The organism is Actinocorallia aurea (assembly GCF_054783995.1).
In genome coordinates this window covers 242,244-257,748 of record NZ_BAAGPQ010000028.1, presented here as the reverse complement: position 1 = coordinate 257,748, position 15,505 = coordinate 242,244, and the positions used below count along the sequence as shown (strand labels likewise).

At 71.4% G+C, this 15,505-nt stretch carries 15 protein-coding genes; 7 read left to right on the top strand and 8 right to left on the bottom strand.

The window, feature by feature from the left end; translation table 11 throughout:
* Positions 1 to 136 precede the first annotated feature (136 nt).
* From ACYVOM_RS32070 to ACYVOM_RS32050, 5 genes are read right to left on the bottom strand one after another with little or no spacing between them, the layout of a single operon-like run.
* Positions 137 to 2,098 carry an FAD-dependent oxidoreductase gene (locus ACYVOM_RS32070; protein WP_460307296.1) on the bottom strand — a complete coding sequence of 654 codons (1,962 nt, stop codon included), beginning with the start codon at positions 2,096 to 2,098 and terminating at the stop codon, positions 137 to 139.
* Positions 2,099 to 2,101: 3 nt separating this feature from the next.
* Positions 2,102 to 2,806, bottom strand: a complete 705-nt coding sequence (locus ACYVOM_RS32065) for an ABC transporter ATP-binding protein (RefSeq protein ID WP_460307295.1) — start codon at positions 2,804 to 2,806, stop codon at positions 2,102 to 2,104.
* Positions 2,803 to 3,564 carry an ABC transporter ATP-binding protein gene (locus ACYVOM_RS32060; protein WP_460307294.1) on the bottom strand — a complete coding sequence of 254 codons (762 nt, stop codon included), beginning with the start codon at positions 3,562 to 3,564 and terminating at the stop codon, positions 2,803 to 2,805. The genes ACYVOM_RS32065 and ACYVOM_RS32060 overlap by 4 nt, the downstream gene beginning before the upstream one ends.
* Positions 3,554 to 5,560: an ABC transporter permease gene (locus ACYVOM_RS32055; RefSeq protein ID WP_460307293.1), complete on the bottom strand. Its 2,007-nt coding sequence runs from the start codon at positions 5,558 to 5,560 to the stop codon at positions 3,554 to 3,556. The genes ACYVOM_RS32060 and ACYVOM_RS32055 overlap by 11 nt, the downstream gene beginning before the upstream one ends.
* Before the next feature lie 16 nt (positions 5,561 to 5,576).
* Complete coding sequence (locus tag ACYVOM_RS32050; RefSeq protein WP_460307292.1) at positions 5,577 to 6,830, bottom strand: ABC transporter substrate-binding protein; 1,254 nt, start codon at positions 6,828 to 6,830, stop codon at positions 5,577 to 5,579.
* Between the two features lie 209 nt (positions 6,831 to 7,039).
* Here ACYVOM_RS32050 and ACYVOM_RS32045 point away from each other — a divergent pair, with 209 nt between their 5' ends.
* Positions 7,040 to 7,699 (top strand): TetR/AcrR family transcriptional regulator, encoded by a 660-nt coding sequence (locus ACYVOM_RS32045; RefSeq protein ID WP_460307291.1) that lies wholly within the window; start codon positions 7,040 to 7,042, stop codon positions 7,697 to 7,699.
* Between the two features lie 141 nt (positions 7,700 to 7,840).
* On the opposite strand, the gene ACYVOM_RS32040 is transcribed toward ACYVOM_RS32045, so the two are convergent.
* A complete protein-coding gene (locus tag ACYVOM_RS32040; RefSeq protein ID WP_460307290.1) occupies positions 7,841 to 8,785 on the bottom strand; it encodes a DUF4232 domain-containing protein in 945 nt (314 codons plus the stop codon).
* 241 nt (positions 8,786 to 9,026) lie between these two features.
* Between ACYVOM_RS32040 and ACYVOM_RS32035 the strand changes: the two genes are divergently transcribed.
* The 3 genes from ACYVOM_RS32035 (at position 9,027) to ACYVOM_RS32025 (ending at position 11,218) form a co-directional block, all read left to right on the top strand.
* The gene (locus tag ACYVOM_RS32035; RefSeq protein WP_460307289.1) at positions 9,027 to 9,827 is read left to right on the top strand and encodes a methylenetetrahydrofolate reductase; all 801 of its coding nucleotides are present in this window, start codon (positions 9,027 to 9,029) and stop codon (positions 9,825 to 9,827) included.
* Between the two features lie 345 nt (positions 9,828 to 10,172).
* Positions 10,173 to 10,703 (top strand): hypothetical protein, encoded by a 531-nt coding sequence (locus tag ACYVOM_RS32030; protein WP_460307288.1) that lies wholly within the window; start codon positions 10,173 to 10,175, stop codon positions 10,701 to 10,703.
* A complete protein-coding gene (locus tag ACYVOM_RS32025; protein WP_460307287.1) occupies positions 10,700 to 11,218 on the top strand; it encodes an OmpA family protein in 519 nt (172 codons plus the stop codon). The genes ACYVOM_RS32030 and ACYVOM_RS32025 overlap by 4 nt, the downstream gene beginning before the upstream one ends.
* Positions 11,219 to 11,248: 30 nt before the next feature.
* Here ACYVOM_RS32025 and ACYVOM_RS32020 read toward each other — a convergent pair whose 3' ends face one another.
* A complete protein-coding gene (locus ACYVOM_RS32020) occupies positions 11,249 to 11,383 on the bottom strand; it encodes a hypothetical protein (protein ID WP_460307286.1) in 135 nt (44 codons plus the stop codon).
* A 233-nt stretch (positions 11,384 to 11,616) separates the two neighbouring features.
* On the opposite strand from ACYVOM_RS32020, the gene ACYVOM_RS32015 reads away from it, so the two are divergent.
* The 3 genes from ACYVOM_RS32015 to ACYVOM_RS32005 all read left to right on the top strand — a co-directional run bounded on the left by ACYVOM_RS32015 (position 11,617) and on the right by ACYVOM_RS32005 (position 14,855).
* Positions 11,617 to 11,775, top strand: a complete 159-nt coding sequence (locus tag ACYVOM_RS32015) for a hypothetical protein (RefSeq protein WP_460307285.1) — start codon at positions 11,617 to 11,619, stop codon at positions 11,773 to 11,775.
* A 163-nt stretch (positions 11,776 to 11,938) separates the two neighbouring features.
* Positions 11,939 to 12,310 (top strand): hypothetical protein, encoded by a 372-nt coding sequence (locus ACYVOM_RS32010; protein ID WP_460307284.1) that lies wholly within the window; start codon positions 11,939 to 11,941, stop codon positions 12,308 to 12,310.
* Between the two features lie 229 nt (positions 12,311 to 12,539).
* Positions 12,540 to 14,855: a molybdopterin-dependent oxidoreductase gene (locus ACYVOM_RS32005; protein WP_460307283.1), complete on the top strand. Its 2,316-nt coding sequence runs from the start codon at positions 12,540 to 12,542 to the stop codon at positions 14,853 to 14,855.
* An 83-nt stretch (positions 14,856 to 14,938) separates the two neighbouring features.
* On the opposite strand, the gene ACYVOM_RS32000 is transcribed toward ACYVOM_RS32005, so the two are convergent.
* Positions 14,939 to 15,490: an EF-hand domain-containing protein gene (locus ACYVOM_RS32000; protein WP_460307282.1), complete on the bottom strand. Its 552-nt coding sequence runs from the start codon at positions 15,488 to 15,490 to the stop codon at positions 14,939 to 14,941.
* Positions 15,491 to 15,505 lie beyond the last annotated feature (15 nt).

Below are 15,505 nucleotides of genomic sequence, written 5' to 3'. Positions count from 1 at the left end.
GCTGTTCGCCCGCTTGCGGTCCTGCGCCTGCCCGGCCTCCCGCGGCACCCGCAGGCGCCCTGTCGACGAACATGGCCGTACCGCCGTCGATCATGCGGTGATGGCCATGTGCGCGGCGTCGGCCAGGACGGGTGGGTCAGGTGGTGGTGCGGAGGCGGGCGGCGAGGCGGGTGGCGTTCATGTGGGCGATGGCCTCGATGGAGATCATGGGGTTGACGCCGGAGGAGGTCGGGAAGCAGGAGGCGTCCGCGACGACGATGTTGGGGACCTCCCAGGTGGCTCCGTCGGGGTCGGTGGCGCTGGTGGCGCGGTCGCCGCCCATGCGGGCGGTGCCCATGATGTGGAGGGCGGCGATCGCGCAGCGGCCGGGCTCCAGGCCGGCGGAGTGGCAGGCGGCGACGAACTCGTCGTAGGTGCCGCGCCGTCCCGGCTCGTAGGAAGGGCCCGCCTGGTGGGCGGAGGAGATCCGGCGGGCGCCGGCGGCCTCCAGGATGCGGGTCGCGCCCTCGATGCCCTTGCGCAGGTGCGCGGCGTCGTAGTCCGACAGGCGGTAGTGCGGGACGGGCTCGCCGTCGCGGGCCACCTTGACCTCGCCGTGGTCGCGGTCCCGGGTGATGACCCCGATCCCGCCCGTGTGGGCCAGGTCCTTCATCGCGGCCAGGTGGGCGGCGCCGCCGCGCCAGTTCATGAAGCCCTGGAGCGAGCCGGGGTTGCCCGGACCCGTCTCGTAGATGACGCCGTAGCCGTTGCCGTCGAGGTCGCTGTCCTGGCTGGAGTACCGGGTCTGCATCCCGCCCTCCCACGGGCGGATCTCCTCGTCGAACACGCCCCACACGGCCGTCGCCGGGTGCAGCCGCAGGTAGCGGCCGATGGTGGGATCGGTGAGCCCGGAGCGGCGCAGCAGCGCCGGAGTCTGGATGGCGCCCGCGGCCACGACGACGGCACGGGCCCGCACGGTCACCGTGTGGCCCGCGGTGGTGACGCCGCGCACGCCGACGGCCCGGCCCTGCTTCACCTCGATGGCCCGGACGTCGGTGTCGATGACCAGCCGCGCCCCGGCGGCCTCGGCGTCGGCGAGCCACGTCTTGGCGACCGACTGCTTGGCCCCGAGCCGGCAGCCGTAGCCGCACCGCCCGCAGTCGGTGCCCATGTCGCAGCCCACCACGTTGCGGGGCATCGCGTCGACGTGCCAGCCGAGGGCGCGCAGGCCGCGCTCCAGCACTTGGTCGCGGGCCGAGGGCTTGCTGTGGTCGGTGTTCACCGAGAGCCGGGCCAGCACCGCGTCGGTGGCGCGGGTGAACTCCTCCTGCGCGAACTGCTCGGCGCCCAGCGCGGCCCACTCGGCGCGGACGCCGTCGGGGGTGGGGAAGGAGGTCGTCCAGTTGACGACGGTGCCGCCGCCCAGGCACGAGCCCGCGACGAGCGCGACCTGGCCCTCGGCGGTGGAGGCGGGCCCGGCGGCGTAGAGCCGACCGAGGCCGCCGAGTTCCTGACCGTCGAAGTCGGCGTCGTCGTAGTAGCCGCCGCGCTCCAGGACGACCACGTCGAGGCCCGCGGCGGCCAGGACACCGGCCGCGGTGCCGCCCCCGGCGCCGGATCCGACGATGACGACATCGCAGTCGAGCGCGGTGTCGGCGGACGGCGACACCGGGTTGAGCTTCGGGCGCGGGGCGGACTCCAGCGTCCCCAGCGGCCCGGGGTACCCGATGGCGTCCCAGACCGGCGAGGTCCCGGTCGGGCCCGGGGCGAGCAGGTAGGAGGAGGCTGCCAGGCCGCGCAGGGACTGGAACAGCACCCGCTTGAACTCCGAGGGCGAGTCGCCCAGCCCCAGCAGCACGCGTTCGCGGTCGGCGGCCGGCAGCCGCGAGAACCGGCGTCCGCCCGTGCCGAGGACCAGCCCCATCGCCCGCGTGTCCCACAGGGACAGCAGCGTCCCCAACTGCTTGCGGTCCTTGGCACGGGGCTGGCCGCCGGCCAGCGCCTCGGCGATGTCCACGGCGCCCAGCGCGCCGGCGGACGGGACCGCCGCGCCGTCGCCGGGGGCGAAGGTGTCGCAGATCGCGGTGAGCGCGGCCCGCTGGCGGGTGTCGAGTGTCATGGTCTAGCTGTCCTTGTCTCCGAAATAAGCCCGCTGGATCTGGTCCCGGTCGTCCCGGAGGTCGACCGCGGCGCCGGTGAGCACCACCCGGCCGTGGTGGAGCACGACCGCCTCGTCCGCCACGCTGAGCGCCTGGTCGATGTGCTGCTCCACGAGCACGATCGCGGTGCCGTCCTCGTCGGCGAGCCGCCGCAGCTCGGGCAGGATCTGCTGCACCGCGACCGGGGACAGCCCCATGCTCAGCTCGTCGATGAGCAGGACCTTCGGTCGCAGCAGCAGGGTCTTGGCGATCGCGAGGAGCTGCTGCTCGCCGCCCGAGAGCAGGCCGCAGCGCCGGTTCAGCAGCGGCCGCAGTCGCGGGAACCTGTCGAGTGCCGGGCCGTAGCCGCCCTTGGCCTTCGCCAGCCTGAGGTTCTCGGCGACGGTGAGGCGGTGGAAGACGCCCCGGTTGTCCGGGATCAGACAGAGCCCTGCCCGGGTGGCGCGCTCGACGCTTCCGGTGATGGGGGTGCCGACGGCGGTCACCGTCCCGGTGAGCGCGGGGAGCAGACCGGTGGCCGCGCGGAGCGTGGTGCTCTTGCCCGCGCCGTTGGGGCCCAGCAGCGCCAGGATCGAGCCTGCCGCGACCCGCAGGTCGATGTCGCGGATGGCGGGCATCCCGCGGTAGCCGGCGCTGAGGCCGCGGATGTCCAGTGCGTCGGTCGTCACGGGGTCACCGGGCTTCCCAGGTAGGCGGCGATCACCTGGTCGTCGCCGCTGACGTCGTTCGGTGTGCCGAAGGCGATGATCTTGCCGAAGTCCATGACGTAGACGCGGTCGCAGACCTCCATGACCAGCGTCATGTCGTGGTCGATCAGAAGCACGCCCGGGCCGGAGTCGGCGATCCTGCGCAGTTCGCGCCCGAACTCGGCGCTCTCCTCGGTGTCGAGGCCCGCGGCGGGCTCGTCCAGCAGCAGCACGCGGGTGGCGCCGACCAGGGCCCGCGCCACGCCGGCCAGCTTCTGCTGGCCCAGGGAGAGTTCGTCGGGTCGGCGGTCGGCCATCTCCCCCAGGCCCACCAGGCTCAGCGCCTGCCGGATCTCCTCGTCGGCCCGGTGCCGGCGCCTGCCGAGGTCGGCGAGCACGCCGCGCAGGCCGGTCGGGTCGACCGAGACGGCGAGGTTCTCCGCCAAGGTCAGGTCGGTGAACAGTTCCCCGGACTGCCACGTGCGGGCGAGTCCGAGGCGGCGGCGCCGGTGCGCGGGCGCCGAGTCGAGCCGGACGCCGTCGAGCTCGATCGTGCCGGTGCAGGGCGCGAAGCCGGTGACGGCGTCGACGAAGGTCGTCTTCCCCGCGCCGTTGGGCCCGATCAGGCCGACGATCTCCGCGGGCCGGACCTCGATGCCGACCTGGTCGTTGGCCCGGACGCCTCCGTACTGCACGGAGATGTCGCTGGTGTGGAACAGCGGGCTCAGGTCATCGGACATCGGCGGACTCCGTTGCGTGGGCGACGGCCGGCGGCTGCGCGGGAGCCCGCCGGGCACGGCGGATGAGCAGCCATTCGGGGACGGCGCTGCGGTGGGGTGCGAAGACGACCACGCGCAGCAGCATCGCGGCCGCCACGACGAGCGTGTAGTAGTGGCCCAGGTCGATCGTCTGGGTGAACACCAGGTACAGCAGCCCCAGCGGTCCGGCGACGCCCGCGAGGACCGCGCCGGACAGGCGGGTGATGTCGCCGACGTAGGTGGTCGCCAGGACGGCCAGGCCGACGAGCACCGTGAACGAGGCCGACGACAACTGGCCGTGGCTGTAGCCGATCAGGCAGCCGCCGACGCCGGCCAGGAACGACGCCAGAGCGAAGCCGAGCAGTTTGACCGCCGGGACGTTCACGCCCGCCGCCGCCGCGGCCCGCTCGTTGGACCGCACGGCGAGGAACGCCCGCCCGGTGGCCCCGGACAGCAGCCGCGCCACCGCGATCAGCAGCGCCGCCACGACCGCGAGGACCATGAACGAGAACTGGAGAGTGATGAGGTCGGTGCCCTGGCGCACGGCGAGGGAGAACCCGAACAGGGACGGTTCGGCGATCAGGTTGCCCGTGTAGGGCGTCAGGGCCGGATTGTTGAAGACGAAGCTCTGGATCGCGAGCGCCGCCGCGATGGTCGCGACCGCGAGCTGCGCGCCTCTGATGCGCAGCGCCGGCACGCCGACCACGATCCCGAGGGCCGTCGCGGTCAGCGCCGCCAGCGGCACCGCCAACGGGAACGGCAGGTGCAGGTTCGTCGTCAGCTTCGACAGCGCGAACCCGGCCGCGCCCGCGAAGGCCATCGTGGTCAGCGAGATCTGGCCCAGATAGCCGGTCAGCAGCACCACCGACGCGGCGATCAGCGTCAGGATGATCGACATCACCAGGCTGAAGCGCCACTGGCCGGTGGTGAGGACGATGGCGAGCGCCGTGGCGGCGATCAGCGCGGCGATCCCGAGCGGCCGGAACCGCGGCACCCGCACCGGCTGCTGCGCCCCGGTGTCGCGGGCGCCCCGCTCCGGGATGCCGCGGCCGAGCAGGAACAGCGCCACCACGACGATGACGAACGGGATCGCGTCGCCGACGCCGGCCTGCGCCCACGACGGCCACCAGGTCTTGGCCGTCAGGAACAGCAGGATCTGCTGGACCGAACCGAGGGCCAGACCGGCGCCGCAGGCGACGCCGATCGACGTCAGCCGGCCCACGAGCGCGACGGCGAGGGCCGGGACGACGTAGAGCATGTAGCTGGTCGGGTCGAGGCCGCCGATCGCCGGCGCCGCGAGGATCACGATCAGCCCGGACGCGAAGCCCGTCGCCCCCCACATGAACGCGGCGAGCCTGTCGGGCGAGTAGCCCATCAGGCGCAGCGCCTGCTCGTCCTCGGCGCCCGCCCTGGTGGCGATGCCCATCCTGGTGAACCTGAAGTAGCCGGCCAGCGCGAGCGCCACCGCGATCGCGGCCGCGGCAAGGATCAGGTTGCTCACCGCGATCGTGGTCCCGCCGAAGGTGACGACCTTGGCCGTCAGCGCCGGGAGCGGAATGAGGCTGCTCGGGTCCGCGCCGAGGGTCTCGGTGTCGAACCGCAGCGGGACCAGGGCCTGGATGAACAGCATCACGCCGACCGACGCGACGACCTGGCCGAGCTCGGGGGCCCGGCGCAGCGGCCGGAACACCAGGAGGTGGGCCAGCAGGCTCCACAGGAGCCCGCTGGCCGCGCCGATGAGCACCGCCGGCCACACGTCCATCGGGCCGGAGCCCAGCTGGACGCTGCCGATCGGCAGGACGAGCACGCCGTTCGTGCGCAGCCCGGCGGTCTGCCACACCGCCCACAGCGCCACCGACCCCTGGGCGAAGTTGATGACGCCGGTGGCGACGTAGAGGCTGACGAGGGACACGCCGAGCACCGCGTAGACGGCTCCGGTGGAGAAGCCGATGACGGCGAACTGCAGAAGATCGTTCATGGGGGGTTCAGTCGCTTCAGCTCGCGCCGGGGATGTTCGCCATGATCGCCGGGAGCGGGGTGATCCAGTCGCCGGTGACGGGCTTGAGCGTCAGATCGTCCTGCACCGTGAACAGGAGCATCTGCGTGGTGCAGTTCGGCGTGGTGGCCTTACCGCAGGTGATCTTGGGGCCGAGGAAGGTGTCGAAGTCCTTGAGGCCTTGGAGCGTGGACAGCACGGTCGCGCCGGTGAGGTCGTCCAGGGAAGGCGCGGCGGCCAGGGCGCGGGCGAAGTCCACGACCGTGGCGAACTGGGCGTAGGCGTAGAAGTCGGGCGGTCCGCTGGTCTTCGACACGTACTCGGTCGCCGTCTTGAGGTTGTCGACCGCCGCCTTGGGGGCGTACTTCTCCGTGCCGGGCAGCCACACCGACGAGTACAGGGTCGCGCCGGGCGCCGCCGCCGGGTCCGACTGGACGAAGGCCGTGCACGCGGCGACGAAGACGGAGCCCGTGTAGCCGACCGACCTCAGGTTCTTGATCAGCTGGGTGCAGATCGAGGCGTTCGGGGAGGCGATCAGGCCCGCGACGTCGGGCTTGGTGGAGGCGATGGTGGCCGCCAGGGCGCTGAAGTTCGGGTTCGTGGGCGAGAAGTACAGGCCGGTCGCCTTGATCCCGATGGCCTGGGCCAGCGGCTTCAGCTGAGTCTCGACGGTCTTGTGGGACGAGGGGGTGTCCACCAGCGTGAGCGTCGCCGATGTCTTGCCCTCGGCCTTGAACCCCTGGAGAGCACCGACGAGGAACGACGCCTGCGGCGAGCCGAGGAAGACCCGTCCGGACGCGGCGCTCCCGGTGGTCTGGTCGAACGGGATCTGGCCGACCAGCGGGATCTTGGCGGCCTCGAGGATGCCGATGCCGGCGCTGGAGCTGAGGTTGAAGCCGTCGAAGGCCGCGACGACGCCTTCCTGGACGAACTTGTTGGCGCAGCCGATGGTGGACTCCGGCGTGCCGTCGACCGAGCAGGCCTCGACCTCGATCGGACGTCCGTCGACGCCCTTCATCTCCTTGGCGATGTAGCTCACCGCCGCGTCCATGCCGGACTTCACCGAGGGGACCGACACCGCGCCCTTGTCCGGGTTGAACAGGCCGACCTTGATCGGCGCTCCCGTCAGGGTCGGCTCGTCGGAGGGCTGGTCCGAGCCGCCGCAGGCGGCGGCGGCCGTCAGCAGCAGGCCCATCCCGGCGCTCAGCAGGACTCGCGACAGGGCCGAGCCCCTGTGCGTGGTCGGTTTCATCGAATGCCCTCGCATTTCTGGTTCGCGTGCGCCTGCTCGGGGAGACCTGGCAGGCCCGCGGCCCAGGGGGGTGTGAGCCGTGTCACGCGGGCATGAACCTAATTTAAGAGTGAGACTGACGTCAATCTCTACTTTTGCGGGCGCCCTGCCGCGCGGAGGCGGCTGGTAGTGTCGTCGTTCCCCGTGATCATCGAGACGAGGTGTCGGCCATGCCCGAACCCGCCGCCGAGACCGACGGCGCGCGCCGGGCGCGCACCCGTGTCGACCGGCGCCGCGAGACCACGCCGCAGCGGCTGCGCGACGCGGCGCGGGTCGTCTTCGAGCGGGACGGCTTCCACAACGCCCGACTCGCCGACATCAGCGCCGAGGCGAAGGTCGGGGCGGGGACGCTCTACAACTACTACCGGTCCAAGCACGATCTGCTGTTCGAGCTGATGAAGGAAGTGTCAGCCGATCTGACCGGAATCGCGGCGGATCATGTCAGCGCCCAGCAGGACCCCGTCCGCCGCATCGAGGAGGTCAACCGGGTCTACATCGAGGCGTTCCGGCGCAACGCCCGCGTACTGCAGGCCGTCTACCAGGCACGCGACGAGGACGAGCGGCTCCAGGCCCAGTGGGCCGAGGTCGCCGACCATTTCCAGAGCAGGGTCACCCGCGCGATCGCCGAGTGGCAGAAGGCCGGCGTGGCCTACCCGGACCTGGACCCGCGCCACACCGCCCACGCCCTGACCCTGATGGTCGAGCGCGTGGTCATGGCCTGGTCCTACGAGGGCGTCGAGTACGACGCCCAGACCCTGATCGACACCATCAACAAGATCTGGATCCGCTCCCTGGGCCTCTCCGGCAACGCCGCACGCACCCTGGCCTAGCAGGGCTCGACCAGCCGGCCAGAAGGCACATAACGGCGGCCGCTGGTGAGCCGATGAGATGGCGAACTCGTGATGGTCAGGGAACTCGGGTACGACGCCCGAGACCTCTTCGAGCAGGTCCGCCGCAGCGTTGGACGGCGCTCAATGCGGCGGTGGTCCGGTGGGGGGACGGCATCCGCCCTCATTGAGGATGGACGAGACGGTGACGCCGACGCCCTGCGAGGTCGCGTTGCCGTAGAGGCAGGCGCCGCCGCCGGTGAACGCGTCGAAGGCGAGGCCGTCGGGCCCGTCGGCGTGGAGGTAGGCCTGGGGCAGAGGGTCGTAGACGGTCTTTCCCTCGAAGTTGAACCCCGCCGAGCGCATCGCCTCGGTCGCCGCCTCCGGCGTCAGGGTCCGCGCCTTGATCAGTCGGCGCATGATCGTGCGGATCGTGCCCGCGGCCTGTTCGGCCCGCAGGTGGTCGGGGAGAGAGACGTCGAGTCGCTGCTTCCAGGCGTGGTTGTCCTGATAGTGCGGCGCTCCGTCCCCGGGCTCGGCGCCGTTCCGCTCTCTGACCTTCCGCCACGGGGACAAGCCGACGAGCCGGACGGTGCGCGCGTCGATCGGGGCATCGTCGAGCCTTGCCGCCGGGGCTCCGCCGCCCGACACGTCCAGCGTCGACAGGGGCTGCGGGGAGGGCGCCGACTTCTGCCGCCAGGCGAGGCCGAAGCCGGCCACTTCGCCGGGTTCCAGCACGACTTCCACCACCGGGTCGTCGAACCCGGGAAGCCCTCCCACCTGCCCTGATCCGTGCGTCACCTTGACGTCCGCCGGCCTTGCCGACGCGTCGAGCACCGTGATCCGCGGGTAGCCCTTCAGCCGGGCCACCCGCTGACCGCAGTTGTAGAGCTCGATGTTCAGGGTCGAGATTCCCGAGTCGTCGCCGGATGCGCCCAACCACTGCGTCAGGCCGGACTCCGGGCATTCGGGTGGCGCCGCCGTCGCAACGGTCCTGACCGGACCGGCCACGCCGGGTGCGGGTTCGTCACCGCATCCGGCTGCCAGGAAAAGGAACACCGCGGCGGCCAGAAGCCGGGGAGATCTCATGAGCCCCATCATCTCGTGAAGAGCCGGCCGGTGATCTCGATAGATCGGCGCTGGCGATGCTCGTCGGCATCCGTAGCCGACGCCCGCGAAGCCCCGTCCGACACCACGGGCGTCCGCGCGACGCCCGTCTTCGCGAGTGCCGCGGGCCGACGCGGTATCGGGCGGCCGGGCGTCGGCCGCGACGGCGCTGAGATCGAGCATGTCTCTAGGGGGCCGGTGTCCGGCCGTCTAGGGTGAGGGTATGACACGTGGGTTCGAGGTGGTGTGTGAGATCGAGCCGCCGACCCGGCCGGATCTCCGGCGGGTGCGGCACCAGATCGGGGTACTGGACGCCGTCGCGGACGCGTTCTTGATCCCCGACAACCACATCGGGCGGGCGACGGTGTCGAGCGTGGCGGTCGCGCACGAGGTGCAGGCGATGGGAGCGACCGGCATCGCCTGCCTGAACGCCCGCGACCGCAACCTGCTCGGCTTCCAACGGGACCTGCTGACCGCCGCCGCCTACGGCGTCCAGCGGTTCCTGTTCGTCTACGGCGACAAACCCGCCTCCGGCGACCGCACCGGCGAACTCACCGTCCGGTCCATGCTCGACCACGCCCGCGGCGCGACCTCCGACCCCGTCTTCGCCGGGCATCCGCACTTCCAGATCGGCGTCGCCTCCGGCATGCGGCCCCTGCCCGCCTGGAAGCAGCAGGCCGATTTCGTCTTCGCCCAGGTCAGCTACAGCCTCGACGACCTGCTGCGCTGGCGTGAGACCGTCACCATCGACGCACCCGTCTACGCCGGGGTGATGGTCCTGGCCAGCGCGACGATGGCGCGCAACCTCGCCGCCACCATCCCCGACATCACCATCCCGGACGCACTCGTCCAAGCAGTCGAGCACGACCCCGAAGCCGGCGTCGCCGCCGCCTGCGAACACGTCCTGGCCATCCGCGACAGCGGCGCCTTCGACGGCGTCCACCTCGTCCCCGTCAGCCGATACCGCCAGACCGCCGCCCGCCTCGAACCCCTCCTCCAGACCCGTCCCAAACATCCCCACTGAACATCAGGCGGAGAAACACCCCTCCGCGAAGCCGTTCGTGACCGCGCGATCCCCGGCGTGTCGGGGGCTTGACGAACATCGGCATGGGAAGGCGTCGACCCGGGCGCCGCGGCGTTCACTGAGCGAGACGCGCGCGCCAGGCCCGGGGTAGGGATGCGCGACGACCTCGCCGGAGCGGGAGACGCGCGGGATCTCGTCCCACGTCAGGTCCGCGCCCTCGGAGGCGACGGACCAGAAGGCCCCGGACCGGTCCCGGCTCAGGGGGCCGCACTCGGCGGGTCGAGTTTCGGTCAGTCATTGCATATGTGTGGAACTTGCGCTGAATGTCTGGCATATCTAGATCACATGAGATCTCTGAGGCTCGCGGGTGCGGTGGTGCTGGTGCTGGCGACGGGATGCAGCGGCATCAAGGGAGACCCGGCCCCGGACACGAAGGCGGAGCCCGGGGAGGCCGCCTCGCAGCAGACGGCCTCGGTCGCCGATCCGGGCAAGGTGATCCAGCAGGCCTCGTTCGACGGGCCCAAGGGCAAGTTCGAGCTCGGCGTCGTCGGGCTGACCGCGCGGGGCAAGCTGGCCGACCTCACGCTGACGCTGACGCCGCACTATCCCGGGCTGCCGCAGCCCTCGGTCCTGGCCGTCGGCTACTTCACCGGCGTCTACCCCGAGGTCACCCTGGTCGACCCGGTGAACCTCAAGCGCTACCTCGTGGTCAAGGACTCCTCCGGCAAGATGCTCGGAGCCGGCAACGAGGCCTACAACATCGACCAGCCCAACACCCTGAGCTACACCTTCGCGGCGCCGCCCGAGGACGTCACGACCCTCGACGTCTACTTCGCCGGCTTCCCGCCCTTCCGCACCATCCCGGTCAGCCGATGAGGCGCGCGGCCACCGCCTTCGTGCTCGCGCTGCTCCTTCCCGGCTCCGCCGCGGCCGAGCCGTCCGTGCCCGACCCGGCCGCCTCGATCGAGACCCTCGCGCCCGAAGTCCTCGACCTGCTGCTCGAGGAGTCGGTGATCCCGCTGGAGCACGAGGAGCAGACCGGCGCGTCGACCACCCTGCGGATCAGCTCGGACGTGCTCTTCGAGTTCGACTCCGCCACGCTCACGCCGCAGGCGAAGACCCACCTCGCCCGGATCGCCGCACGGCTGACGGGCGGCGGCACCCGCGTCGCGGGCTACACCGACTCCCTGGGCGCCCCCGCCTACAACCTCGCGCTCTCCCGGCGACGCGCCAACGCCGTCAAGGACGCACTCGCCGCCCTCGGCGTCCAGGGCCTCACCGCCCGCGGCCTCGGCGAAGCCGACCCGATCGCGCCCAACACCATCGGCGGCAAGGACAACCCGTCAGGACGCGCCGAGAACCGCCGCGTCGAAATAGTCTTCGCCACCTGACCGGTAGGCCGCCACCCGAACCCGCCCGGGTCAAGGCCTTCGACGCCCTAAGGCCCGGTGAGAGCGCTCCTGGGATCTGACCCAGGCGGTGAAGGCCTCGATGGCGTCGACGAGGGCTTCGAAGCGGAAGGAGTGGTAGTAGCCGCCGCCGTGCAGGTGGATCATGACGGGCGCGCCCTGCGGACGTGAGCGGCGGTGGTAGACGTCGAGGAGGTTGCGGCGGCCGGCGGAGATCGGCCACGCGCCGGAAGACGGGGAAGAACAGGATGCGGACCAGCGGGGGCCGGCGCCGCAGCCCGGCGGCGAGATCGGCGTCGAGTTCGGCGCGCCAACCGGCCCCCAGCCCCTCGTCGAGGGCGCGGCCGATCCGCGCCCGGTCCCCGATCCCGCGGCGGGCGATGACCCCCAGTCCGGGCACGGTCACCGCGGCCAGGGCGACGACCGCCCACCCGCCCGCCGAGTCGATGTCGCCTTGGGCGAACGCGAGCAGGGTCGGGAGCAGCAGCAGCCAGAAGAGCGCGGCGAACGGCAGCTCGTTGGCGGCCGGCCCGGTGTAGTAGCTCGGACGCCCGAAAGGCCCTTCGAACGGCAGCGGCCGCAGCGCGAAGAACGTGCCGACGGCGACGAGCGCCACAGGGATCAGGTGAGGACGATCCGTCCGAGGAGGCGGGCTGTTCGGCCAGGCACGCAGCGCTCGCGCACGACAACAGCGAACTCGCCGTGCGTGCCGAGCGGCCGCGCCGCCGCAACGCGGTGCCGACCCTGGTGGACGCGGGCGCCATCGCCGACGGGGAGACCCTGTGCTTCCAGACGTCGGGCCCCCGGGAGGCCGCGGCGCTCAACCCGTGGCTCGTCGGGCACCCCGAGCGCTCGCGTGCGCGGTGGGTCAACCACCGCACGCGGCCACAGGTCTGGGAGTACGACAGTAGGCAGTACTCGCCGTCCGGGCTGGTGTCGACGATCTGGCGGCACGCGGGTTGGGAGGACCATCCGGTCGCCGTCCAGGGGCCCGGCCGGTGGGCGCCCGGCGACCGGGGCACTCTGTGGGAACTGGCCAAGGCGCTCCAGGACCAGGACGAGGGCCTCTTTTGACGGTCCCGCGGGCGTCGACGTGCTCTTGCAGCGCATCCGGTGGGCCGGGGGTCGGCTCGTCGCCCATGGCGCTGACGGCAGCGTGCGCCACGGCGGAGTGACACTTCGATCACCTTGTGCGATTGCTCTTTCGCCGGGCGTGGTCGGAGGGTTCTCTTGTGGTGTGCCGATACCGAGGTAACCCGTGTGGTCGCGTCGTCGCGGGAATGAGGATCTGAGGAGTCGATGTATGGCGGAACAGCGCAGGTCGGTTGCGACGCACTGGGGTAGTTATGTCGCCGTGGTCGATTCCGGGCGGTTGGTGCGGATCGAGCCGGAGCCGGGTGACCCCGCGCCGTCGCCGATCGGCCCTGGGATGGTGGTGGCTGCCGATGACGGTGCTCGTGTGCTGCGGCCGGCGGTGCGCAAGGGCTGGTTGGACGGCGAGCCGCGAGCGCACGGCAGGGCCAGGGGCGAGGACGTCTTCGTGGAGGTGAGCTGGGAACGGGCGATCACCCTGGTGAGCGATGAGCTCCGGCGCGTGCGTGCAGAGCACGGGGACGGCGCGGTGTTCGGCGGCTCTTACGGCTGGGCGAGTGCGGGCAGGTTTCACCACGCGCAGGGTCAACTGCACCGGTTCCTGGCGCTGGGCGGCGGATTCACCGATTCACGCAACACCTACAGCACCGCGGCTTTGGAGGTCATCCTCCCCCACGTGATCGGCGGCCATCCGTGGAGCTACCAGTCCCGGATGCCGATGTGGGACGAGATAGCGGAGAACTGTGAGCTCGTGGTGGCGTTCGGAGGGCTCGCCCTGAAGAACAGCCAGATCAACCCCGGTGGGCTGGCCAGGCACCAGACGCGGGACCTGCAACGACGGTGCCGTGAGGCAGGGGTGCGGTTCGTGAACGTCAGCCCCCTCCGCAGCGACACCGCCGGCTTCCTCGACGCCGAGTGGCTGCCCGTCGTCCCGAACACCGACACCGCCGCGATGCTCGGCATCGCGCACACGATGCTGGTGAACGGGTGGCACGATGCGGACTTCCTTCGCCGGTGCTGCGTCGGGTTCGACCGTTTCGCCGCCTACCTGGTCGGCGAGGTCGACGGCATCCCGAAGGACGCCGCCTGGGCGGAGACGATCACGGGCATCGGTCGTGACGTGCTCACCGACCTCGCTCGCCGCCTCACCACCCGGCGTTCTCTCATCATGGTCAACTACGCGGTGCAGCGGGCGGACCACGGCGAACAGCCGATCTGGATGTCCGTCGTGCTGGCCGCCATGGCGGGCTCGATGGGCCGGCCCGGCGGCGGTTGGGGCTCGGGCTACGCGACGATGGACGCGACGGGCGTCGCCCCTGACCGCCCCTTCGTGGCGACCGTCCCGGCGGCTGCGAACCCCGTCGCGGACTTCATCCCGGTCGCGAGGATCGCCGATGCCCTGCTGCATCCCGGGAAGGTCATCGACTACGACGGCGGACGCGTCACGCTGCCCGAGCTCCGCCTGGTCTACTGGTGCGGGGGCAATCCGTTCCACCACCACCAGGACCTCCATCGGTTGGCCCGCGCGTGGCAGGCCCCGGACACGGTCGTGGTCCACGAAGCCTGGTGGAACACCTCGGCCAAGTTCGCGGACATCGTCCTTCCCGTCGCCACCAGCCTGGAGCGCGACGACTTCGCCGCCGGATTCTCCGACCCCCACCTCGTCGCGATGCCGAAAGTCCGCGAGCCCGCCGGCGAGTCGCGCACCGATCATCAGATCTTCGCGGCCGTGGCCTCCCGCCTCGGGTACGGGGAAGAGTTCACGCAGGCGCGCTCGGAGAGCGAATGGGTCCGGCACCTGTACGAGCAGACGAGGGCCGAGCTCGGCGGTGATGCCGCCTTGCCGGGCTTCGAGGAGTTCTGGCGCGTCTCCACCGCTGCGCTGCCGCCGTCCACCGGGCCGTTTCCCGGCGGCTTCGCGGACCTCCGCGCAGATCCACACCGTTTCCCGCTGCCGACGCCGTCGGGCCGGATCGAGATCTTCTCCGAGACGATCGACGCGTTCGGCTACGACGACTGCGCCGGGCATCCGAGGTGGTACGAGCCGGCGGAATGGCTCCGGGCCGACCTGGCGGGCCGGTACCCGCTCCACCTGATCTCGAACCAGCCGGCCTCGCGCCTGCACAGCCAATACGACAACGGGGGCCACAGCCTCGGTGCGAAGATCCGTGGCCGTGAGCCCGCGACGATGCACCCGCTGGACGCCGCCGCGCGCGGCATCCAGGACGGCATGATCGTGCGCGTCCACAACGACCGGGGCAGCTGCCTGGCGGCCGCGGTCCTCTCCGACGACGTCATGCCAGGGGTGGTGCAACTGTCCACGGGAGCCTGGTGGGATCCGGTCCGGCCCGGCCGGAGCGGAACCCTGGACCGCCACAGCAATCCGAACGTCCTCACGGCGGACCGGCCGTGCTCGAAACTGTCCCAGGGACCGAGTGCGCTCAGCGCGCTGGTCGACGTCGAGCGCTACGACGGCCCCCTTCCCGAAGTGCTCGCCTTCTCACCACCGGGCCTTGATGGGCGATAGCGGCATCCGGTCGCGGCGGCACTGACGCGCCGGTACAGACGCTCCTCCCCGCGGGGAGGAGCGTCCGGCCGGGCGGGGCTCCGTCAGCCGATGAGCCTGCCGAACAGGTGGTTGGCGGGGGCGTCGGGGTCGTCGCCGTAGAAGAACTCCGCGAGCGCCCGGTGGAACTCGGCGCGGTCCAGGGTGCCCGAGCCGTCCAGGTCCAGCGCGTCGAAGACCTCGGCGCAATCCTCGAAAGGGATGTCACCGGCCAGGCCGAAGATCTGCTGGAACTCCTCCTGGTCGATCTTCTCGTTGCCGTCGAGATCGATGAGGTCGAAGTAGCAGTCGGCCACCGCCTGGATCTGCTGCGGGTACAGGGCGGGGTCGGTCAGGGCCTGGCGGAACCCTTCGGTCATCTCCCGCAGATCGATCCTCCCGTCGCCGTCCTGGTCCATCGGCGCGATCACGTGGGTCCAGAACGCGTCGAGTCCCTGGGTGAGCCGTTGAGCGGTCTCGGACTCCGGCCCGGCGGCGCGAGCGGCGATGTAACGCTCGCCCATCCGCAGGACGTCCTGCCGGGTGATGACCCCGTCGCCGTCGGTATCGGCGCCCCTGAACCACTGCTGGTATTTGCGATCTCTGAGTACGGTCACAAATACTTAAAGTAG

Bases quoted from the DNA above. Each gene is read 5' to 3' on its own strand.
- ACYVOM_RS32035 (WP_460307289.1), top strand. From the start codon at position 9,027: ATGACACGTGGGTTCGAGGTGGTGTGTGAGATCGAGCCGCCGACCCGG.
- ACYVOM_RS32020 (WP_460307286.1), bottom strand. From the start codon at position 11,383: ATGATCCACCTGCACGGCGGCGGCTACTACCACTCCTTCCGCTTCGAA.
- ACYVOM_RS32060 (WP_460307294.1), bottom strand. From the start codon at position 3,564: ATGTCCGATGACCTGAGCCCGCTGTTCCACACCAGCGACATCTCCGTG.
- ACYVOM_RS32015 (WP_460307285.1), top strand. From the start codon at position 11,617: ATGACCCCCAGTCCGGGCACGGTCACCGCGGCCAGGGCGACGACCGCC.
- ACYVOM_RS32025 (WP_460307287.1), top strand. From the start codon at position 10,700: ATGAGGCGCGCGGCCACCGCCTTCGTGCTCGCGCTGCTCCTTCCCGGC.
- ACYVOM_RS32030 (WP_460307288.1), top strand. From the start codon at position 10,173: ATGAGATCTCTGAGGCTCGCGGGTGCGGTGGTGCTGGTGCTGGCGACG.
- ACYVOM_RS32055 (WP_460307293.1), bottom strand. From the start codon at position 5,560: ATGAACGATCTTCTGCAGTTCGCCGTCATCGGCTTCTCCACCGGAGCC.
- ACYVOM_RS32045 (WP_460307291.1), top strand. From the start codon at position 7,040: ATGCCCGAACCCGCCGCCGAGACCGACGGCGCGCGCCGGGCGCGCACC.
- ACYVOM_RS32005 (WP_460307283.1), top strand. From the start codon at position 12,540: ATGGCGGAACAGCGCAGGTCGGTTGCGACGCACTGGGGTAGTTATGTC.
- ACYVOM_RS32050 (WP_460307292.1), bottom strand. From the start codon at position 6,830: ATGAAACCGACCACGCACAGGGGCTCGGCCCTGTCGCGAGTCCTGCTG.
- ACYVOM_RS32040 (WP_460307290.1), bottom strand. From the start codon at position 8,785: ATGAGATCTCCCCGGCTTCTGGCCGCCGCGGTGTTCCTTTTCCTGGCA.
- ACYVOM_RS32070 (WP_460307296.1), bottom strand. From the start codon at position 2,098: ATGACACTCGACACCCGCCAGCGGGCCGCGCTCACCGCGATCTGCGAC.